The sequence below is a fragment of the Streptomyces sp. NPDC033966 genome (assembly GCF_055575955.1).
The window spans coordinates 12,049-31,921 of sequence record NZ_JBVIRQ010000008.1 but is presented as its reverse complement, the minus strand read 5'-3'; the positions used below and the strand labels follow the sequence as shown (position 1 = coordinate 31,921).

Below are 19,873 nucleotides of genomic sequence, written 5' to 3'. Positions count from 1 at the left end.
CGCTACGGCGCCTCCGCCGGGACCTCAGGGACCCCGGAGGCGTCGGTCGAGGAGGGCTGCGGCTGGACCTGGAGCGGCCTGCACGGGGCCGGCGGGCCCTCGCCGCCCTGGCCCGGTGCCTGCCGCTCCGGCAGCAGCCCCAGCACCGCCTGCCGGTGGGCGGGGTGCGCGGCGTCGTCGTACGGGTCCGGCGTGGCCGGCACCTGGAGGCGGTGCACGGGCCCGGTGCCGAGCCGCGCGTATCCCCGGCCCGGCGGCAGCTGCGGCGGCGGGGTGGTGTGCGGCGGCAGCCCCAGCACGTCCGCGACCTGCTGGACCGGGGCCGGCCCCAGGACCACCCGGGCGCGGGTGTGCTGCCAGACGGCGTCGTTGAGCAGCTCCAGGTGGTCGAAGTGCTCGGCGACGACCACCGTGACGTGCGCGGCGCGCCCGTGCCGCAGCGGCACCTGGAGCTGGGCCAGGGGATCGGGGCGGCCGTCGGCGGCCGCCAGGTGCGCGAGCACGCTGGGCCGGTCCAGCAGGATCCACAGCGGGCGCCGGGAGTCCTCGGGCGCGGGGCGGCCCGCCTCCCGGGCCCGGTGCGTGGCGATCAGCCGCCGCTCGGTCTCGTGCGCCGCCCACTCGACGGAGGCCAGCGCCCCCGTGGGGCCGCACTCGACGGCGAGGACGCCGGCCCGGCCGGCCAGGCAGGCGTACTCGCCGCTGCCGCCGCCCTCGACGATCATCACGTCGCCGCCCTGTCCCAGGGCCTGGAGGGCGATCGAACGCAGCAGGGTGGAGGTGCCGCTGCCGGGCTGGCCGACGGCCAGCAGGTGCGGTTCGGCGGAGCGCGGGCCGGTCCGCCAGATCACCGGCGGCACGTCGGCCGGCTCCTCCCCCTCCAGTACGGGCACGGTGCGCTGCACGCCGCCGGGGTCGGTGAAGCCGAGGACGGTCTCGCCCGGCGCGGTCACGAAGGGCTGGGCGGCGATGTCGGTGGGCAGCGCGGCCAGCACCCGCAGCTCGAGCTGGTTGCCCTCCTCGTCCCAGTCGAAGCGGTACTCCCGGCCGCGCCCGGCCTTGGCGTGCAGCAGGGCCTCGATCCGGGCCCGCGAGGCGGTCTCGCCGTCGGTGAAGTACGCGGGGTAGCGGATCCGGAGCCGGCTCACCCGGCCCGTACCGTCGAACTCGTAGCCGCTGAAGGCCTCCTCCCAGGACCCGCCGTGGGCGAAGAGCGGGCTGGGGTCCTCCGGGGCGGAGAAGTACGGCACCAGCGCCTCGTACAGCGAGCGCAGCCGTTCGGCCTCGGCGTCGCCGGGCCCGGAGCCGGCCGGGGAGCGGTCGCGCCCGTGCCAGGCCGCGGCCGCCATGACGCCGAGCAGGGCGCCGAGGGGGCCGTAGGGGACGATCGCGACCACGAGGACGCAGGCGGCCCCGAGGAAGAGCGCCGGACCGCGCTTGTCCTTCGGGGTCGCCGCCCATCTGCGCCGCCCGGCGGAGGCCAGGACGCGCAGGCCGCGTCCGATCACGATGAGCGGGTGGAGCACGTCGGTGGCGCTGTCGGCAGCCGTGCGGGCGATGTCGCGGCCCCGGGTGAGCGACGCGCTGCCGCTGCTGAGGATGCGGGGGAGTGGGCGCCGGGCCACGGTCGTCTCCTGGAGTCGTGGTGGTGCGGGACTGTGGCGTCAGGGCCCGGGCGCTGCGGGTGCTGGGCGGAACCCAGGCGCCGAGGCCGCGGGCCTGATCGTGGAGGGCCCGTGCGGGGCCGGAGCCCCGGCGGGCTAGGGCCTGTCCGGCGGATCAGGGGTCGGACAGGCCGGACAGGCCCTAGAGCTTGATCCCGCCGAGCAGGCTCGCGAGGCTCGCCGTACTGGCGGTGATGCTCGGGGCGATGGCGGAGCCGGCGAGGAAGAAGCCGAACAGCGCGCAGACGAACGCGTGCGTCAGCTTCATCCCGTCCTTCTTGAAGAACAGGAAGCAGATGATGCCGAGCAGGACGACACCTGAGATGGACAGGACCATGTGACGTTCTCCTGATGAGTCGAGGCTCCTGGTGGGTGGTTACGGTCACCATCAGTTGTTCCAGGCTCACAGGAAGTATCAATGCGATAAAAGGTGCATACGGGTGAATCCTGGGTTTTTTCACTTGACCGGACGCGCCTGACTGGCGCGGCCGGCTCCGAGGGTGTGCGGGTGCCGCCGCCAGGCATCCTTGCCTCGGACCGGCCCCGTCATGTCCTGGAACGGGCGCTACCCTGGCGATTCACCCGTACGGACGCAGTGCCGTGCGCCGTCCTGCCCTCCCGGCCTGGGGAAACTCCTCCCGGAAGGCGCGGGGCGCACGCGGGCGGCCCGGACGGCACGCCACGGGTGGCGCGCCGACAAGCCAGAGACCGAAAGGCGGTACGACCGATGAGCGAGCACCAGGACGCCCCCGACGAGGACGTCGTCGAACTGGCCGGCAAGATCTTCGACCTCGCCCGTCAGGGTGAGGCCGCGACGCTGGCCGCCTACCTGGACGCCGGGGTTCCGGCCAACCTCACCAACGACCGCGGCGACACCCTCGTCATGCTCGCCGCCTACCACGGCCACGCCGAGGCCGTCACGGTCCTGCTGGAGCGCGGCGCCGAGGCGGACCGCGCCAACGACCGCGGCCAGACCCCCCTCGCCGGCGCCGTCTTCAAGGGCGAGGAGGCCGTCATCCGCGCCCTGCTCGCCGGTGGGGCCGACCCCCACGCCGGGACCCCCTCCGCCGTGGACACGGCCCGCATGTTCAACAAGGCCGACCTGCTGGAACTCTTCGGAGCCTAGTAGTCCGCTTTTTCCCGGGCGCCGCCGGGCCCCGACGGGCCCCGCGACCTCACGGCTTGGTCACGGAGCCCTTAAATGTGGTCGCGGCGCACAAACCGCCTGGGTCATCATGGCGTCGGATTCGATTCGCGGACATGACGGACGGGCAGGAGCGGGCTGGACACGACGGGTGTCCACACCCACCCCTGCCGCACCGGCCGCCGTGGTCGCGAAGCACCGACGAGAGTGAGAAGGCAATGGTCTACATCGAGCGGAACCAGACGGCGGACGTCCTCACATGCTGTTACGCGGCTCTGTGAATCCCGATTCCCGGTCGCGTCCCCAGCTTGATTTGAGGCCATTCCCATGTTCGAACCAGTCATAGCGCCGAGCGGTACCCTGCTCGGGCTCCTCCAGCGGGGCCGTGGCGACGGCACGCTGCATGCCCTCGCCGCACCCAGGCCCGAGGCCCTCGCGGCACTCAACCAGTGCGTGCTGCGCGACCCGCGCCAGGACTGGCAGGTCGAGAACCGCTCCTTGTACTACGCGCGCCTGTACCTGGACCTCGACGGCCCCCTCGGCGAGATCGAGGCCCACCTCTTCGGCGCCGACGACCTCTTCGACGAAGAGGACCACCGGACCGGCCTCGCCCTGTCCGTCCTCGGGCACCTGGCCTCGTACGGCCGCGACGACGCCCTCATGCTGCTGCGCCGCTACGCGGCCTCCGGGGCCAACTGGGCCTGGGCCCTCGACGAGCTCGCCCTGCGCGACGACGACGGGGGACTGCGCTCCCTCGCCGCACCCGTCCTCGCCCGGTTCCCCGCCACCGCCGAGGGTGAGGCGCGGCTGGCCGCCGCCGTCCGCGACGCCTACGAGCCCCGCCCGTGGGCCCTGTGGGAGGAGCTGCCCGCCTACGCGGAACGCCTGCGCGCCGCCCGCCAGCAGGGCTCCTTCGACCGCTGGCAGCGCCAGATGACCCCCAGCGGCCCCCGTCCCGGCTGGGGCGTCCAGGCCGTCTTCGACTGGGCCGCCGACGGGCTGCGCCGGGGCACCCCCCTGCACGTGCCCGCCGCGCGCTGCCTCGCCGCCGTGGCCGCCCCCGAGGACCGGCCCGCCATCCTCGCCGCCGCCGCCGGCGCATCCGGCGAGGCCGCCCGGGCCACCGCCCTGCACCACCTGGTCCTCGCCGAACCGGAGAACCCGGCCGTCCTGGACCTCATCGAAGCCGCCGGGGACGAGCCCGCCGTGGCCGCCTACGAGCGCATGTGCGGCCCCGCCGCCCTCGACCGGGCCCGGCTCTGGGTCCACCGCCCCGACGCCCTCGGAGCGGCCGCCGCGGCCCTCCTGGCGGCCTGCGGCGGCGCCGAAGACGCCGGACTGGTCCTCGGCGCCCTCCGCAACACCGTCCGCGGCTCCGGACCGGACTCCGTCCGCCTCTTCGCCCTGGTCGACGGAGCGGGCCGGCTCTCCATCGGCTGCGCCGCCCCCGTGCTGCGGCACGTCTACCGCGAGACGGCCTCCTCCCACCTGCGCGGCCGCGCGGCCCGCGCCCTGGCCGCCACCGACCCCACCTTCGCGGCGGGCTTCGCCGTCGAATGCCTCTGGGACTGCGAGGAGACCACTCGCGAGGTCGCGGCCCGTCATGCGGAGACCGCCGACGCCCGGGTGGCCCCCCGCCTGCGCCGCCTGGCGGCGGACCCGGCGGAGGAGGAAGACGTCCAGTCGGCCGTCCGCAGCCGCATCACCCCGGAATCAGCGGTGTAGCCCCCGGGGGGCCCAGGCCCCCGGAGCGCCGTGTGCCGGTGCGTGCGGCTCGCCGCGGCGCGGGGCTGGTCCCCCACCCGCCCTTCGCCCGTTCCTCCCCCAGCTACCGCCGGGAGGTGCCCCCAGGGCTGCGCCCGGACCCCTCCTGGGGGCGCCGCCCCCAGCCCCGCGCCTGCATTTCCCAGCCCCGTCGGCGTTTGAGGCGCGGGGTTCGGGGCGGAGCCCCAAGGAACGGTGGAAGGGCGGGTAGGGGACGGCCCCGCCCGGGCCCCGCCCCCCACCCGCAGACGACCCACCGGCCCCCCGCCGGGCCCGTGGCCCCGCCCGCCAGGCTGCCGGACGGAGTCCGGCGCAGCGGCGCGAAGCCGGGGAGGCCGGCCGCGGCCGAGCCGCGCGAGCGGCGCGTGGAGGAGGCGTGGCCGCCCGCGGCCGAGCCGCGCGAGCGGCGCGTCAGAAGGGAACGAAGCGCAGCCGCAGGCCCGGCCGGGCCTGCGCGGCGGCGTCCAGCGCGGGGCCCGCCGGGACCACGCCGACCACCGGGTAGCCGCCCGTCACCGGATGGTCGGCCAGGAAGACCACCGGGAGCCCGTCCGGCGGGACCTGCACCGCCCCCAGCACCATCCCCTCGCTCGGCAGCTCCCCGCCCCGCGCGCGGGCCATCGCCGGGCCCCCTTCCGTGCGCAGGCCGATCCGGTTCGACGCCGGGGACACCCGGTACGCCGAGGACAGCAGCGCCGCCAGCGAAGCCCCCGTGAACCAGTCCGCCCGCGGCCCGAGCCGCAGGGGCAGCACCAGCTCGGCCGACGGCATCCCCGCCGGGGCCACCACATCGGCGGACGGCACCGGATCCGGGCCCGGCGGGCCCACCTCCAGCACCGACCCCGCCACCGGCACCGGCGGCCCGAGCCCCGACAGCAGGTCCGTCGCGCGGCTCCCCAGCACCGCGGGCGCAGCCAGGCCTCCCCGCACCGCGACGTAGCAGCGCAGCCCGGTCTCGGCCCGGCCCACGTCCAGCTCCGCCCCCGCGCGCAGCCACACCGGCGCACCCCAGGCCGCCGGGCGCCCGCAGACGCGTACCGCACAGGGAGCGCCCGTCACCGCCACCGTCACCGGGGCCAGTGCGCGCACCCGGACCCCGTCCAGGGTGGTCTCCAGGGCGGCGGCCCCCGCCGGGTTGCCGACCAGCCGGTTGGCCAGCGCGTACGCCCCCGTGTCCAGCGCCCCCGAGCGGGGCACGCCCACGTGCGCGTACCCGGGGCGCCCCAGGTCCTGGACGGTGGTCAGCGCCCCCGCCCGCAGTACCAGCAGCCCGCTCACGCCGCCCCCGCCTCCTCGAACCGCACCCGCACCCCGGGCGCGAACAGTGCCGCCGGCTCCCGCGCGGGGTCCCACAGCACCGCGTCCGTGGTGCCGATCAGCTGCCAGCCGCCGGGGGAGGACCGCGGGTACACCCCGGCGTACTCCCCGGCCAGCGCCAGCGACCCCGCCGGGACCGCCGTACGGGGCGTCGCCCGCCGGGGCAGCCACAGCCGCTCCGGCAGCCCCGTCAGGTATCCGAAGCCGGGCGCGAACCCGCAGAAGGCCACCCGGAAGACGGTGCGGCCGACCAGCTCCGCCACCTCCCGCTCCGCGACGCCCCACGCGGCCGCCACCTCCGCCAGGTCCGGCCCGTCGTACCGCACCGGCACGGTCACCAGCGGCCCCTCGGCCTCCGCGAGCGGCGGCACCTCCCAGCCCGCGATCCGCGCCGCCAGCACGCCCGGCTCCCGGACCCCGTCCAGCAGCACGGTCCGCGCGGCCGGCACGACCTCCCGTACGCCGCCCAGCTCGCCCGCGTCCCGGCGGCGCAGCAGCTCGGCGTGGAGCGCGGCCACCTCCCCGGCGGTGTCCACCTCGACCAGCAGGGCCTCCCGCCCCACGACCAGCGTCCTCACGCGAACGCCTCCACCCGCACCCCGGCCCCCTCCAGCGCCTCCCGCACCCGCCGGGCCAGCCCCGCCGCCCCGGGGGTGTCCCCGTGCAGGCACAGCGAGCGCGCCGCAACCGCCACCGGGGACCCGTCGGAGGCCGTCACCGTCCGCTCGGCGGCCATCCGCACGGCCCGCCCGACCACCGCGTCCGGATCGTGCAGCACCGCCCCCGGCTCCCCGCGCGGGACCAGCGTCCCCAGCGGGGTGTACGCCCGGTCGGCGAAGGCCTCCGGCACCGCCTCCAGCCCCGCCTCCGAGGCCGCCGCCAGCAGCAGCGACCCGGGCAGGCCCAGTACCGGCAGCCCGGCCTCCCCGGCGGCCAGCCGGACCCCGGCGACCACCGCGGCGGCCTGGTCGGCGTCATGCACCGTGCGGTTGTAGAGCGCACCGTGGGGCTTCACGTACGACACCCGGGACCCGGCCGCCCGCGCGAACACCTCCAGCGCCCCGATCTGGTAGGCCACCTCCGCCGCCAGCTCCCCGGCCGGCACGTCCATAGACCGCCGCCCGAAGCCCGCCAGGTCCCGGTAGGAGACCTGCGCGCCGATCCGTACGCCCCGCTCGGCGGCCAGCTCGCAGACCCGGCGCATGATCGACGGATCGCCCGCGTGGAAGCCGCAGGCCACGTTGGCGCTCGTGACCACCGACAGCAGGGCCGCGTCGTCGGTCAGGGTCCAGCGTCCGAAGCCCTCGCCCAGGTCGGCGTTCAGGTCGATCAGAGGTGTGATCATGGAAGCCATGCGGTGAGCGTAGAACAGCCCCCGGTCGCGCGGCCGCGCCGCTGCGCCCGCCGCCGGGGGCCGATCCGGCGGAAACCGTGCCGTTTGGGTTGTTGTCCGTGACACCGCCTACTCTTTCCGTCGTGACTCTCCCAGCCCCGGCGAAACCCCTTCCGTCCCCGGCGCCGGGCCCGGCCGCCGACGAGGGCCTCGCCCGGCGGCTCCGTGCCCTGGCCTGCACCGCCCCGCTCCACGACCTCGACGTACGCAAGGCCAACCTGGCCGGCGAGTACGGGGTCTACGCGATGGCGGAGGTCGCGCTGTCCGCGATCGACCTCGTCACGCTCAACATGGACTTCGACACCGGCGCCGACCACGAGCAGATAGTGGCCCGGATGCTGCCGCGCGTCGCCGCCCAGGCCCCCGGGCGGCCGGCCGCCGAGCACGAGCGGGTCGCCCGCTGGGTGCTGGAGAACCTGATCAACGTCGGCAGCGTGGACCGCGGCTTCCGCGCGATCTACGGCACGTTCGGCCCCGACGGGGTCTACGTCCGCCGGGACTACGACTTCAAGCTGATCGAGGAGGTCCCCGGCCACGGCGGCGCGGTCTACCTGCGGACCACCGACGAGGCGGTCAACGTCCTGGTCGGCGCCCTCGACACGGACGTCACCAGCGCCCAGATCGCCGCCGAGGTCAAGCTGGAGGTGCTGATCAGCCGGGGCCGGCTGGCCGACGCCCAGCTCGCCGCCGAACAGGCCCGCTACCGGACCGTCCAGTACGCCGAGACCCTGCGCCGCACCCTCGACGCGACCCGGCGCAACGTCCGCGCGGTCGACTGGCTCCAGGCCGTCCCGGACATGATCGCGGAGGCCCTCGACCACGTCGCCGACCGCTACCGGCACGAGAACGCGATCCTCACCAACATCCGCAAGGCCCGCGACGAGGCCGAGGACCCCGAGAACAAGCGGCGCGCCGCCGAGCTCGTCGACATCGTCAAGGACTGCATCCGCCGGCACACCCAGCTCCAGTCGCGGCTGCTGGACGCCGGCCCGCTCTTCCGCGCCGAGCAGGACCGCCAGGCCTTCGCCGCGCCCGCCCCGCGCTCCGGGATCGACCTGTACGGCCAGCTCGTCGCGCCCCTGCTGCCGCTCCCGCTGGAGCGGGCCACCCGGGTCACCGACGCCTTCTTCGCCGCCGGCACCGGCCTGCGCACCCCCGTCTCGGTACGGGTCGCGGACCTGGTGGACATACTCCTCACCCCGCCCGTGGAACGGGAGCACCTCGGCGCGGAGATGCCCGAGCCGGACCTGATCGCCACCCCGGACGACAGCCGCTTCAGCGAGGAGCAGCTCGCCGCCGCGACCCAGCTCCTGGACCTGCCGCACGACGCCCCGCGCCGCCTCTCCGGCCTCCTGGCCGAGGCCCGCCGCGACGACCCCGACCTCCCGTACCTGGTGGCCCTGCTCGCCGTCCACGCAGCGAGCCCGGCCGTGGGCACGGCGTACCGCCAGGGCGAGGAGCGGCTGCTGTTCGCGGTGGACGACGGCACGCAGCTCGACGACCCCGAGTTCGGCGGCGCCGACCTGATCGTCGGCACGGCCCTGCTGGACGCGGCGGGCATGGCCGCCGACCGGGCGGAGTCGGCATGACCCCGCCGCACACCAGCCGCACCCGCACCGGGAACACCCGTACCGGGACCGCCCGTACCGGGACCACCCCCGCCGGGAACGCCCGCACCGGGACCGCCCGTACCGGGACCACCCCCGCCCGGACCATCCGCACCCGGAACACCCGCACCGCCGAGGAGACCCACCCGTGAGCGACCACCACGCCGAGCACCCCGCGTGGAGCGAGCGGCACCCCGCGTGGAGCGAGCCCGACACCTCGTCGGCTCCCGTCCCGCCCGCCGCTCCCGCTGCCACCCCCGGAGGGTCCGTCACCCCGGCCGACGCCGCCGACGCGGCCCGGCTCGTCGGGTTCGGCCTCCAGCCCAAGCTGCTCCCCGCCCGTGACGCCGAGTACGCCGAGCTGCTGCGCCGCTACCGCGAGGACCCCGCCTTCGGACGGCTCGCCGACGCCGTCGCCACCGGCCTCGGCCTCGTCGTCCTGGAGGTGTCCCCCCGCGCCGGGATGGCCGTCGCCGCCGGCGAGGACTCCGTCTTCGCCGTCCGCATGGGCGACTACGCCCGCCGCACCTCCGCCGACGGCGGCGACCGCTTCCTGCACGGCCTCGCCCACCTCGCCGTCGCCGCCCTCGCCTTCCCACGCCCCGAGGACCTCGCCGACGACGGCTACATCGGCCGCGTCACCGTCAACGGCGTCGACGCGTTCGTCCGCCAGACCTGCCGCCGCCTGGAGGAGCGCGCCGAGGAGCTCGGCGAGAACACCGACCCGGCCTCCGACGCCCCCGGCCTGGAGGCCGCCTGGCGGGTCTACTCCCGCCGCAGCGCCACCGGCGCCACCAAGGACGCCCGCCGCCTCGCCGGCTCCACCACCGGCATCGTCGGCAAGGCCGCCGCCTTCCTCACCGAGTCCGGGTTCCTCCAGCGCACCGGCGACGACGCCGGCGGCACCTACCGCACCACCCCCCGCTACCAGCTCCAGGTCCGCGACATGGCGGGCACGGCGGCCATGGCCGAACTCCTGGAACTCGGCGTGGTCCCCGTCAGCGACGGTTCCGCCACCCTCCTGCCGCCGCCCGAGGGCGACGACCTGGAACTCGCGGCCGACGCCGGCCTGCCGTTCCACGCCTGAGCCCCACGCGCCCCCGTACGTACCGAGAAGCAACGAGAGTCCGCCGCCATGTACGAGCTGTCCCGGATCCGCCTCTACTCCATCGGGCCCGCCGGCGCACGCTACGCCGACACCGTGCTCGACCTGCGCGGAGTCGGTGAGCCGGTGCCCCACCCGGCGCCCGCCCAGGCGGAGTTCTTCGAGGACGAGCCCACCGGGCCCCCGCGCCGCCCCGCACCCGCGGGCGTGCTCTTCCTGGAGAACGGCGGCGGCAAGTCCGTCCTGCTCAAGCTGATCTTCTCGGTGATGCTCCCCGGCCACCGCAACACCCTGGGCGGCGCCAGCTCCGGCGTACTGCGCAAGTTCCTGCTCGCCGACGACTGCGGCCACGTCGCCCTCGAATGGCAGCACACCCAGACCGGCGAGTGCGTGGTCGTCGGCAAGGTCAGCGAGTGGCGCGGCCGCCAGGTCTCCAACGACCCGCGCAAGTTCGCCGAGGCCTGGTACTCCTTCCGCCCCGGGCCGGGCCTGAGCCTGGACAACCTGCCCGTCGCCGAGGCCACCTCCGTACGCCCGCCCGCCGAGGGCGCCTCCGGCGCCCAGGGCCGCCGCCGCACCATGAAGGGCTTCCGCGACGCGATCACCGAGGCCGGCAAGGCGTACCCGCACCTGGAGGTGTACTGGGAGGAGATCCACGACCGCTGGAACGAGCACCTCACCGAGCTCGGCCTCGACCCCGAACTCTTCCGCTACCAGCGCGAGATGAACGCCGACGAGGGCGAGGCCGCCGGCCTCTTCGCGGTCAAGAAGGACTCCGACTTCACCGACCTCCTGCTGCGCGCCGTCACCGACACCCGCGACACCGACGGCCTCGCCGACCTGGTCCACGGTTTCGGCAACAAGCTCGGCCGCCGCGCCGAGCTGATGGCCGAACGCGACTTCACCGCCGGCTCGGTGGACCTCCTCACCCGCATCGTGGAGGCCGCCGAGACCCGCTCCCGGCTGCGCGACGTCCACGCCGGCGCCGAGCGCCGCACCCGCACCCTCGCCCGGCGGCTGTCCGCCCGGGCCTCCGAGGAACGCGGCCGCGCCGCCGACCTCGCCCAGCGGGTCACCGGCGCCGCCCACGAGGTCACCGCCGCCGAGTCCCAGCGCGCCCGCAGCGCCGCCGTCTCCGCCGAACTCGCCTACCGGCACGCCTCCCTGGCCCTGACCGTCGCCGACAAGGCCGCCGCCGCCCAGCGCCGCGAGCTCCTCGAAGCCCGCACCCTGCACTCCGCCTGGCAGGCCGCCGAGACCGTGCTGCGCCACCGCGCCGCCGCCGACCGCTCCGCCCGCGTCGCCGCCGCGATCCTGGAGGCCGAACGGGACGCCGCGCCCGCGCTGGCCGCCCGCGCCACCGCCGCCGCCGAGCTGGTACGGGCCCTGCACACCGCCGCCGAGCAGGGCGAACGCGCCGCCAACGAGGAGGAGGAGCGTTCCGCCGAGCTCCAGTCCGTCGGCGAGACCGCCCACCGTGACGCCACCGCCGCCGCCACCGCCGCCCAGCGGGCCCGCAGCGAGGCCGAGCACCTGCGCGCCCGCCTCGCCGAGGTCGAGCAGGAGACCGCCGACGCCGTCCGCGCCGGCTGGCTCGACGACACCGCCCCCGACGCCGACCCGGCCCGCGCCGCGCTCGCCGCCAGCGACGCCGAGAAGGCCGCCGTGGCCGCCTGGGACGAGTCCCGCGAGGCCGCCCGCGGTGCCGCCGAAGCCGCCCGCGAGGCCGCCTCGGCGGAATCCCGTGCCGAACTCACCGCCGCCCGCGCGGCCGACGCCGCCGACGCCGCCGAGGCCGCCCACGCGGCGGAGCACCGGGCGGCCGAGGCCCTGGCCGCGTCCCCGCGCCTCGCGGAGCTCCTGGGCCTCCCGTCGGCCCCCGACACCTTCCTCCCGCGCCCGCGGGCCGGCCAGGCCGCCGAATCCGCCGCACTGGCGGCCCACACCGCCGCCGGGGCCGTTCCGGCGGCGGGCGGCGGCACCGGCCCCGCCGCCCCGGACCACCCCGCGCCCGCCGGCGCCCTGACCGCCGACGACCTCGACCGCAACGCCGACGGCCTCCGCGAACTGCTGGCCGGCACCGTCGGCTCGGCCGAACGCCACCTGTTCGAGCTGCGCACCGCCGCCGCCGACGACGCCCGCATCCTCGGCGCGCTCGGCGACGGCGGCCTGCTCCCGCCCGGCCCCGACGTCCTCGCCACCGTCGAGTACCTCGGCGAGCACGGCATCCCGGCCCTGCCCGGCTGGCGCTACCTCGCCCAGTCCGTGGACCCCGCCGACCACGCCGCCGTCCTCGCGGCCCGCCCCGAACTCGTCGACGGCGTCGTCATCACCGACCCCGACACCCACAGCCGGGCCCGCGAGGTCCTCTCCGCCGCCGCCCTGCTGCCCCGCTCCACCGTCGCCGTCGGCACGGCCGCCGCCCTGCTGGCGCCGGTGCCGCCGGCCGACGGCACCGACGCCGTGTTCCTCGTACCGCCGAACCCGGCCATGCACGACGAGCACGCCGCCGACGAGGAACGCCACGCGCTGCGCGCCCGCGCCACCGCCCGCGACACCGAGATCCGCGAGCTGGCCGCCCGCCTCGCCGGCGACCGCGAACTCGCCGCCCGGCTCTCCTCCTGGCGCACCGGCTGCCCGCCCGGCCGCCTCGCCGAGCTCGCCCAGCAGGCCGCCGCCGCCCGGTCCTTCGCCGAGGAGGCCGACGCCGAGCTCGCGGAGGCCCGTACCGTACGCGCCGAGGCCGACGAGGCCGCCGCCGACGCCGCCCGCGTCCGCGACGAACGCCAGGACGCCGCCCAGCGCGCCCGCCGGGCCGCCGACGCCCTCGCCGGTCTCGCCCACCGCCTGCGCGAACGCTCCGGCTGGCAGGCCAAGGTCCGCGAACTCGCCGACGAGGCCGCCGAGTCCGAAGCCCGCGCCGAGGTCTGCCTGGACCGCGCCCGCGCCGCCGACGAGGACCGCCGCGCCGCCCAGCGCGCCGCCGACGACGCCCGCCGCACCGCCCGCGCCCTGCGCGCCGAACGCGCCGAGATCGCCGGAGCCCCCGAGCCCCTGCCCGAGGACGACGGCACCTCCGACAAGCACCGGCTGCCGCTGCCCGACCTCCGCGAGGCCTACCGCACCGCCTCCCAGGTCTACGAGAAGGTCGGCGTCGGCGCCGACCTGCGCGCCGAACAGGCCCGCGCCGAGGGCGACGAGAGCGCCGCCCTCACCGAACTCGACCGGCTCACCAACAAGGTCCGCACCCGCGCCGCCCAGCTCCTCGAAGGCACCGACGGAGCCGACGGCCCCTCCCGGCAGGCCGCAGCCGCGCGCGCCGAGGCCCTCGTCCAGATGCTGGAATCCCGTGCCTCCACCGCGAGCGAGCAGCTCGGCCGGCTGCGCGGCGAAGCCGAACGGCACGCCCCCGCCGAGGGCGGGGCGCACACCGAGCTGCCCGAGGAGCTGATCCCGGCCGACGTCGAACAGGCCCAGGGCCTGCTGCGCACCGCCACCGCCCAGCTCGCCGCGCACTCCGCGGCCGTGGAGGCCGCCCGGGCCGCCCACGCCGACCTGCTGCGCGCCCACCGCGCCGCCGAGGACGGCGCCGGCGGCTTCGACGAGACCGCCGCCCTCCTGCGGGACCTGCTGCGCGACCACACCCACCCGGAGGACGAGCCGGAGCCGGTGGCCCACCCCGGCACCCTTGAGGAGGCCCGGCAGTCCGCCGCCGAGGCCCGCCGCTCCCTGCGCGGCTGCGCCGCCGACCTCTCCGCCGCCGAGTCCGCGGTGCGCGAGGCGAGCGACGTCCTGGTCCGGCACGCCAACGCCAACCGCTACGAGCAGGTACGCACCCCCGCGCGCCAGCAGATCCGCGAACTGCCCGCCTCCGCCCTGCCCGAGCACGCCGCCGCCTGGGCCGCCGCGTTCGCCCCGCGGCTGCGCGTGCTCACCGACGAGCTCGCGCAGCTGGAGCGCAACCGCGACAGCATCGTCGACCGGCTGCGCGGACTGGTGGAATCCGCCCTGGCCACGCTCCGCTCCGCCCAGCGCCTCTCCCAGCTCCCCGAGGGCCTCGGCGAGTGGTCGGGCCAGGAGTTCCTGCGGATCCGCTTCGAGGAGCCCGACCAGGCCACCCTCACCGAACGGCTCGGCGAGGTCATCGACGAGGCCACCCGCACGGCCGTGAAGAAGAACGCCGCCTTCGGCGAGGGCCGCCGCGACGGCATGTCCCTGCTCCTGCGCGGCGTCCAGGCGGCCCTGGAGCCCAAGGGCATCGCGGTCGAGATCCTCAAGCCCGACGCCGTGCTGCGCGCCGAGCGGGTCCCCGTCGGCCAGATGGGCGACGTCTTCTCCGGCGGCCAGCTGCTCACCGCCGCCATCGCCCTCTACTGCACGATGGCCGCGCTGCGCAGCAACGACCGGGGCCGCGACAAGCACCGGCACGCGGGCACGCTCTTCCTCGACAACCCGATCGGGCGCGCGAACGCCACGTACCTGCTGGAGCTCCAGCGGGCCGTCTCGGACGCCCTCGGCGTCCAGCTGCTCTACACCACGGGCCTCTTCGACACCACGGCCCTCGCCGAGTTCCCGCTGGTCATCCGGCTGCGCAACGACGCCGACCTGCGCGCGGGCCTGAAGTACATCAGCGTCGAGGAACACCTGCGCCCGGGCCTGCCCCAGCAGTCCCCGGAGGGCGAGACGATCCACGGAGAGATCACCGCGACCCGCATGTTCCGCCGCGCGGCCGCCGCGCAGTCCTGACCCGCCCCGGACGCGAGCCGGTCACCGCTCCCGGGCGGTGGCCGGCTCGCGGCCGCTCCCGGCAGGTCAGCGATGCCCTGAGCGCTGGTGGACCGGTACGCCCCCGGCCAGGGGAGAGGCCGCCAGACGGCCCTCCCGGGCCGGTATGCGGCCCCGCCGGGGCTCGCGGGCGGCGCTGCTCGGCTCCGACAGGACGCCATGGCGCTGGTTCCACATCTGCCGGGTGATCCACACGTCCAGCACCGACCAGGTGGCCACGATCGTCGCCGCTATCCCGACCAGCACCATCGGGAAGGCCAGCCAGGACCCGGTCAGCGCGAGGAAGAAGGTGATCGTGGCCTGCGTCAGCGTCACGGCCACGATCAGCACCGCCCGCACCGCCGACGAGCGCACCGGGTCCGGCATCCGGCGCCGCCGGGCCGGCTCCTCCACCCACAGGCCCCGCCCCGGAGCCTCCGCCGCCGTGCCGTCCTCTTCGTACATCCTCATGGCCCGCTCACTCCCCGCCTCTTCTCCCCGCCCCGCTCCCGGCCCCACTTCCCGCCCTGTCTGTCAGACGATCGGAACCACCCGCGGAGTTCCGTATACCGGACCCGGAGGGCAGAATTCCAGCCATCCATCCGGACAATGGAACCGACACCCCACCGAGTGTCATCTGCCACATATCGGGCCGGACTTGACCGGAAACATCGGACAACTGGTGATCTTCGTACGGGGGTCAGGCCGAAAACGTCCGGACACCTCTGCGAAGCCGCTCCGTGGCAGTAGTAGGCTCACGCCGTTTAAATGACGGAACACCGACCCCCGACAAGGGGGTTGAGCTGGGGGAGGCTGGGGAGGCCATGCGCTTTCGCGGGAAGTCCATCCGCCGGAAGATCGTGGCGTTGCTCCTGGTGCCGCTCGTCTCCCTGACCGCCCTCTGGGGCTTCTCCACGGTCATCACCGGCCGTGAGGCAGTGCAGCTGCTCGACGTCGCGTACGTCATCAAGAAGGTCGGCTACCCGATGGAGGACGTCGTGCGCGTCCTCCAGAAGGAACGCCGTCAGACCCTGGTCGTCCTCGGCGACCCCCGCGCGGTGGCCGCCACCGCCGAACTCACCAAGAGCCGCACCGCGACCGACGCGATGGTCCGCTCCATCACCGCGAACGCCCTCGACCCCGAGGTCTCCGACGAGCTCAGCCCGCAGGCCCGCCAGCGCCTCGGGTCGATCGTCCAGGCCCTCCACGGCCTCACCGCACTGCGCCGCTCCGTCGACCAGGGCGGGGTCAGCCCCGGCCAGGCCCTGGAGCTCTACAGCCGGCTCGTCGACCCCTGCTACGAGTTCCTGATGAACCTCCACGCCCTGGAGAACGTCGAGATGGACAAGCAGGGCCGCGCACTCGTCGGCATCACCCGCGCCCGCGAGACCCTCTCCCGCGAGGACGCGGTCATCGCTTCCGCCCTCGCCGCAGGCAACGTCCCCGCCGGCGACCTGCGCCGCGTCTCCGACTTCGCCGCCAACCGCGCCCTGCTGTACGAGTTCAACCTCGCGATCATGCCGCCCGACGACCGCAAGCTCTTCGAGCAGTACTGGAACGGCGCCCAGACCAAGGCGCTGCGCGACGCGGAGGAACGGTTCATCACCGGCGGCGCCGGCAAGAACCCGCGCGTCACCGCCGCCCAGTGGGACGAGGCCGCGAACAAGGTCCTCGGCGACCTCGCCACCATGGGAACCGCCGCCGGCGACCGCTACCAGAAGCGCGTGGAGCCCGTCGCCATCGGCGTCCTCGTCCAGGCCGCCGTGGCCGGCGTCCTCGGCTTCATCGCCCTCGTCTTCTCCCTCGTGATGTCCGTCCGCATCGGACGCGACCTCATCCGCGACCTGTCCCGGCTCCGCAAGGAGGCGCACGAGGCCTCCGGCGTCCGGCTGCCCAGCGTGATGCGCCGCCTCGCGGCCGGCGAGACCGTCGACGTCGAGACCGAGGCCCCCCGCCTGGAGTTCGAGAAGGACGAGGTCGGCCAGGTCGGCCTGGCCCTCAACAGCCTCCAGCGCGCCGCCGTGGAGGCCGCCGTCAAGCAGGCGGAGCTCCGTCGCGGTGTCTCCGAGGTGTTCGTGAACCTGGCCCGCCGCAACCAGGTGCTGCTGCACCGCCAGCTGACCCTGCTCGACACCATGGAGCGGCGCACCGAGGACACCGAGGAACTCGCCGACCTGTTCCGCCTCGACCACATGACCACCCGCATGCGCCGCCACGCCGAAGGCCTGGTGATCCTCTCCGGCGCCGCGCCCTCCCGCCAGTGGCGCAAGCCCGTCCAGCTGATGGACGTCGTACGGGCCGCCGTGGCCGAGGTCGAGGACTACGAGCGCATCGAGGTGCGTCGCCTGTCCCGCATCGGCATCGAGGGCCCGGCCGTCGCCGACGTCACCCACCTCGTCGCCGAACTCCTGGAGAACGCCACGGTGTTCTCGCCCCCGCACACCGCCGTCCAGGTCCACGGCGAACGCGTCGCCAACGGCTTCACCCTGGAGATCCACGACCGCGGCCTCGGCATGAACCCGGAGGCGCTGCTCGACGCCAACCTCAGGCTCGCCGAGACCCCCGAGTTCGAACTCTCCGACACCGACCGCCTGGGCCTCTTCGTGGTCAGCCGCCTCGCGCGCCGGCACAACGTCAAGGTCGTCCTCCAGCCCAGCCCCTACGGCGGCACCACCGCCGTGGTCTTCCTCCCCGCCGACCTCCTCACCGAGGCCCCGGACACCAACGGCACCGGCATCCGCCTCGACGCCGTGAAGGGCGTCAGGGGCGTCAGGACCGGCCCGGGCGCCAAGAGCTCCGCGCGGCCCGGCCCCACCGCCATCGACCGGGCCCCGTCGGCCCGCCCGCTGCCGGCCGGCGTGCTCAACGGCCCGGTCGAGCTGGAGGGCCCCCTCGGCCTCCTCGGGCTGGACGCCCTCGACGACCCCGCCGGACTCGACGAGGTCGCCGCCGGCATCGCCGGCCTCACCGGCGTCGGCGGCCGCCCGCCCATGGCCACCCTCGACGACGAGACCCCGCCCGGCGGCATCCCGCGCAGCGCCCTCCTCGGCACCGGCTCCGCGGAGCGGCCCCCCAGCGGCCACCCGCACGGCGCGGGCCACGCGGAGCGCGGCCCCTGGAAGCGCGACCGCGACCGCGGGCGGGAGGCCCTGGCCCCGACCGGCCCGGTCCGCTCGGAGCGCCCCCGCCCGGAGCCCGCGCACCCCGACGGCCCCCGCGCCGGCGCAGCGGTCCCGCTGCCCCGGCGGCGCCCCACGCCCACCCTGGTCGCCGAGCACGGCCGCCGGGTGGAGCCCCGCCCGGCCGCCGTGAAGGCGGCCCCCGCGCAGCCGCGTACGGGCTCCGAGGAGCCCGCGCCCGCGCCCGGCCCGGGCGGCCTGCCCCGCCGGGTGCGCCAGGCCAACCTCGCACCCCAGCTCAAGAACGCCCCGGCTCCCGCCGCGGCGCAGTCCCCCGGGGACCCGGTGACCGACCGGGACGCGGAGGACGTACGCACGCGCATGTCCGCCCTCCAGCGAGGCTGGACGGCGGGCCGCGACCAGCACGCACAGCAGCAGTCCGAGACCGAGGCCGGCCGCTCCGGCGCCGGTCCCGCGCACGAGAACGAAGGGGACGGTCGATGACCGCACCGCAGACCGGAAACGACACCAGGGGCCGCGGCTCCGGCCCGCTCAACTGGCTCCTCGACGAACTCGTCGACAAGGTCGGCAGCATCCGCAAGGCGGTCGTCCTCTCCGGCGACGGCCTGCCCACGGGCAGCTCGAAGGACCTGACCCGCGAGGACAGCGAGCACCTGGCCGCCGTGGCCTCCGGCTTCCACAGCCTGGCCAAGGGCGTCGGCCGGCACTTCGAGTCCGGGCGGGTCCGTCAGACGGTGGTCGAGCTCGACGAGGCCTTCCTCTTCGTCATGGCCGCGGGCGACGGCAGCTGCCTGGCCGTGCTCTCCGACTCCGACTCCGACGTCGGGCAGGTGGCGTACGAGATGACGCTCATGGTCAAGCGCGTAGGCGACCACCTGGCGACCGCCCCGCGCTCCGGGCAGCCAGCCGGAGGGTGAGTCGGACGGCATGAGCGATCCAGGCCAGGACCACCCCCCGACCGACCGTCCGACGCCCGAGACCGGCCACCCGCACTGGTTCGACGACGACGCGGGTCCCGTCGTACGCCCGTACGCCATGACCCGCGGCCGGACCAGCCACGCCGCCCAGCACCGTCTCGACCTGATCGCGCTCGTCGTCGCCGAGGCGGCGGCCGACGATCCGGTCTGGGACATGACCCTCTCCCCGGAACACGCCCACATCCTCGGGCTGTGCCGGGAACGCCCCCAGTCGGTCGCGGAACTCGCCGCGGAACTCGACCTCGCCATCGGCGTCGTCCGGGTCCTGATCGGCGACCTCGTCGACGAGGAGCTGGTCCACGTGACCAGGCCGGTCCCGCCGGCCGAACTGCCCGATGAATCCATTCTCCGTGAGGTGATCGATGGCCTTCGGGCGCTCTAGCCGCACCGGTGCGATGCACGCCGTCTCGCCGGTCGAGCCGCTGACCTTGAAGATCCTGGTCGCGGGCGGCTTCGGGGTGGGCAAGACCACCCTGGTCAGCGCGGTGAGCGAGATACGTCCGCTGCGGACCGAGGAACGGCTCTCCGAACCGGGCCTCGGCATCGACGACACCGCGGGAGTGGAGGGCAAGAGCACCACGACCGTGGCCATGGACTTCGGCCGCATCACCCTCCGCGAGGACCTGGTGCTGTACCTCTTCGGCACCCCCGGACAGGACCGCTTCTGGTTCCTGTGGGACGAGCTGGCACAGGGCGCCCTCGGCGCCGTCGTGCTGGCCGACACCCGCCGGCTCGCCGACTGCTTCGCCGCCATCGACTACTTCGAACGGCGCGGCATCCCCTTCCTCGTCGCGGTCAACTGCTTCGACGGGGCCGACCGCCACCCGGTGGTGACCGTGCGCGACGCGCTCGACCTCGACCCCGAGGTGCCGGTGCTGCTCTGCGACGCCCGGGACCGGGAGTCCGTCAAGGACGTGCTGGTGGGGGTCGTGGAGCACGCCATGTCGCTCGCCCGGGCCCGCCGCGCGAGCCTGAGCGCCTCCTCCTGAGAGCGCCCC

At 75.8% G+C, this 19,873-nt stretch carries 16 protein-coding genes; 10 read left to right on the top strand and 6 right to left on the bottom strand.

Features of this window, described 5'->3' with window-relative positions; translation table 11 throughout:
* Nucleotides 1–2: 2 nt before the first annotated feature.
* Nucleotides 3–1,625 (bottom strand): hypothetical protein, encoded by a 1,623-nt coding sequence (locus ACZ518_RS22715; RefSeq protein ID WP_469114822.1) that lies wholly within the window; start codon nucleotides 1,623–1,625, stop codon nucleotides 3–5.
* A gap of 181 nt (nucleotides 1,626–1,806) precedes the next feature.
* Entirely contained in the window at nucleotides 1,807–2,001 is a 195-nt protein-coding gene (locus tag ACZ518_RS22710; RefSeq protein ID WP_007262923.1) for a hypothetical protein, read from the bottom strand.
* Nucleotides 2,002–2,391: 390 nt separating this feature from the next.
* Here ACZ518_RS22710 and ACZ518_RS22705 point away from each other — a divergent pair, with 390 nt between their 5' ends.
* Nucleotides 2,392–2,790 carry an ankyrin repeat domain-containing protein gene (locus tag ACZ518_RS22705; protein WP_469114821.1) on the top strand — a complete coding sequence of 133 codons (399 nt, stop codon included), beginning with the start codon at nucleotides 2,392–2,394 and terminating at the stop codon, nucleotides 2,788–2,790.
* A gap of 345 nt (nucleotides 2,791–3,135) precedes the next feature.
* On the top strand, nucleotides 3,136–4,533 hold the full coding sequence (locus ACZ518_RS22700; RefSeq protein ID WP_469114820.1) for a HEAT repeat domain-containing protein: 1,398 nt from the start codon (nucleotides 3,136–3,138) through the stop codon (nucleotides 4,531–4,533).
* Between the two features lie 450 nt (nucleotides 4,534–4,983).
* Here the strand turns inward: ACZ518_RS22700 and ACZ518_RS22695 are convergent, their stop codons facing one another.
* The 3 genes from ACZ518_RS22695 to ACZ518_RS22685 are packed head-to-tail and all read right to left on the bottom strand — an operon-like array spanning nucleotide 4,984 to nucleotide 7,243.
* A complete protein-coding gene (locus tag ACZ518_RS22695) occupies nucleotides 4,984–5,841 on the bottom strand; it encodes a 5-oxoprolinase subunit C family protein (protein ID WP_469115132.1) in 858 nt (285 codons plus the stop codon).
* A gap of 5 nt (nucleotides 5,842–5,846) precedes the next feature.
* Nucleotides 5,847–6,467, bottom strand: coding sequence for a 5-oxoprolinase subunit B family protein (locus tag ACZ518_RS22690; protein ID WP_469114819.1), 621 nt, complete (start codon nucleotides 6,465–6,467; stop codon nucleotides 5,847–5,849).
* Complete coding sequence (locus ACZ518_RS22685) at nucleotides 6,464–7,243, bottom strand: LamB/YcsF family protein (protein ID WP_469114818.1); 780 nt, start codon at nucleotides 7,241–7,243, stop codon at nucleotides 6,464–6,466. The genes ACZ518_RS22690 and ACZ518_RS22685 overlap by 4 nt, the downstream gene beginning before the upstream one ends.
* A 122-nt stretch (nucleotides 7,244–7,365) precedes the next feature.
* On the opposite strand from ACZ518_RS22685, the gene ACZ518_RS22680 reads away from it, so the two are divergent.
* The 4 genes from ACZ518_RS22680 to ACZ518_RS22665 are packed head-to-tail and all read left to right on the top strand — an operon-like array spanning nucleotide 7,366 to nucleotide 14,740.
* The gene (locus tag ACZ518_RS22680; RefSeq protein WP_469114817.1) at nucleotides 7,366–8,871 is read left to right on the top strand and encodes a hypothetical protein; all 1,506 of its coding nucleotides are present in this window, start codon (nucleotides 7,366–7,368) and stop codon (nucleotides 8,869–8,871) included.
* Nucleotides 8,868–9,041: a hypothetical protein gene (locus ACZ518_RS22675; RefSeq protein WP_469114816.1), complete on the top strand. Its 174-nt coding sequence runs from the start codon at nucleotides 8,868–8,870 to the stop codon at nucleotides 9,039–9,041. The genes ACZ518_RS22680 and ACZ518_RS22675 overlap by 4 nt, the downstream gene beginning before the upstream one ends.
* Nucleotides 9,038–9,976, top strand: coding sequence for a hypothetical protein (locus ACZ518_RS22670; RefSeq protein ID WP_469114815.1), 939 nt, complete (start codon nucleotides 9,038–9,040; stop codon nucleotides 9,974–9,976). Before ACZ518_RS22675 ends, ACZ518_RS22670 begins: the two co-directional genes overlap by 4 nt.
* A 48-nt stretch (nucleotides 9,977–10,024) precedes the next feature.
* The gene (locus tag ACZ518_RS22665) at nucleotides 10,025–14,740 is read left to right on the top strand and encodes a hypothetical protein (RefSeq protein ID WP_469114814.1); all 4,716 of its coding nucleotides are present in this window, start codon (nucleotides 10,025–10,027) and stop codon (nucleotides 14,738–14,740) included.
* A gap of 66 nt (nucleotides 14,741–14,806) precedes the next feature.
* On the opposite strand, the gene ACZ518_RS22660 is transcribed toward ACZ518_RS22665, so the two are convergent.
* Nucleotides 14,807–15,229 (bottom strand): hypothetical protein, encoded by a 423-nt coding sequence (locus ACZ518_RS22660; protein WP_469114813.1) that lies wholly within the window; start codon nucleotides 15,227–15,229, stop codon nucleotides 14,807–14,809.
* Between the two features lie 353 nt (nucleotides 15,230–15,582).
* On the opposite strand from ACZ518_RS22660, the gene ACZ518_RS22655 reads away from it, so the two are divergent.
* From ACZ518_RS22655 to ACZ518_RS22640, 4 genes are read left to right on the top strand one after another with little or no spacing between them, the layout of a single operon-like run.
* Complete coding sequence (locus ACZ518_RS22655; protein ID WP_469114812.1) at nucleotides 15,583–18,381, top strand: sensor histidine kinase; 2,799 nt, start codon at nucleotides 15,583–15,585, stop codon at nucleotides 18,379–18,381.
* Entirely contained in the window at nucleotides 18,378–18,815 is a 438-nt protein-coding gene (locus ACZ518_RS22650) for a roadblock/LC7 domain-containing protein (protein WP_469114811.1), read from the top strand. Before ACZ518_RS22655 ends, ACZ518_RS22650 begins: the two co-directional genes overlap by 4 nt.
* A 10-nt stretch (nucleotides 18,816–18,825) precedes the next feature.
* Nucleotides 18,826–19,257: a DUF742 domain-containing protein gene (locus ACZ518_RS22645; protein WP_469114810.1), complete on the top strand. Its 432-nt coding sequence runs from the start codon at nucleotides 18,826–18,828 to the stop codon at nucleotides 19,255–19,257.
* The gene (locus tag ACZ518_RS22640) at nucleotides 19,238–19,864 is read left to right on the top strand and encodes a GTP-binding protein (protein WP_469114809.1); all 627 of its coding nucleotides are present in this window, start codon (nucleotides 19,238–19,240) and stop codon (nucleotides 19,862–19,864) included. The genes ACZ518_RS22645 and ACZ518_RS22640 overlap by 20 nt, the downstream gene beginning before the upstream one ends.
* The last annotated feature ends 9 nt before the right edge of the window (nucleotides 19,865–19,873 follow it).

Bases quoted from the DNA above. Each gene is read 5' to 3' on its own strand.
- ACZ518_RS22710 (WP_007262923.1), bottom strand. From the start codon at position 2,001: ATGGTCCTGTCCATCTCAGGTGTCGTCCTGCTCGGCATCATCTGCTTC.
- ACZ518_RS22705 (WP_469114821.1), top strand. From the start codon at position 2,392: ATGAGCGAGCACCAGGACGCCCCCGACGAGGACGTCGTCGAACTGGCC.
- ACZ518_RS22700 (WP_469114820.1), top strand. From the start codon at position 3,136: ATGTTCGAACCAGTCATAGCGCCGAGCGGTACCCTGCTCGGGCTCCTC.
- ACZ518_RS22685 (WP_469114818.1), bottom strand. From the start codon at position 7,243: ATGGCTTCCATGATCACACCTCTGATCGACCTGAACGCCGACCTGGGC.
- ACZ518_RS22675 (WP_469114816.1), top strand. From the start codon at position 8,868: ATGACCCCGCCGCACACCAGCCGCACCCGCACCGGGAACACCCGTACC.
- ACZ518_RS22665 (WP_469114814.1), top strand. From the start codon at position 10,025: ATGTACGAGCTGTCCCGGATCCGCCTCTACTCCATCGGGCCCGCCGGC.
- ACZ518_RS22660 (WP_469114813.1), bottom strand. From the start codon at position 15,229: ATGAGGATGTACGAAGAGGACGGCACGGCGGCGGAGGCTCCGGGGCGG.
- ACZ518_RS22655 (WP_469114812.1), top strand. From the start codon at position 15,583: ATGCGCTTTCGCGGGAAGTCCATCCGCCGGAAGATCGTGGCGTTGCTC.
- ACZ518_RS22650 (WP_469114811.1), top strand. From the start codon at position 18,378: ATGACCGCACCGCAGACCGGAAACGACACCAGGGGCCGCGGCTCCGGC.
- ACZ518_RS22645 (WP_469114810.1), top strand. From the start codon at position 18,826: ATGAGCGATCCAGGCCAGGACCACCCCCCGACCGACCGTCCGACGCCC.
- ACZ518_RS22640 (WP_469114809.1), top strand. From the start codon at position 19,238: ATGGCCTTCGGGCGCTCTAGCCGCACCGGTGCGATGCACGCCGTCTCG.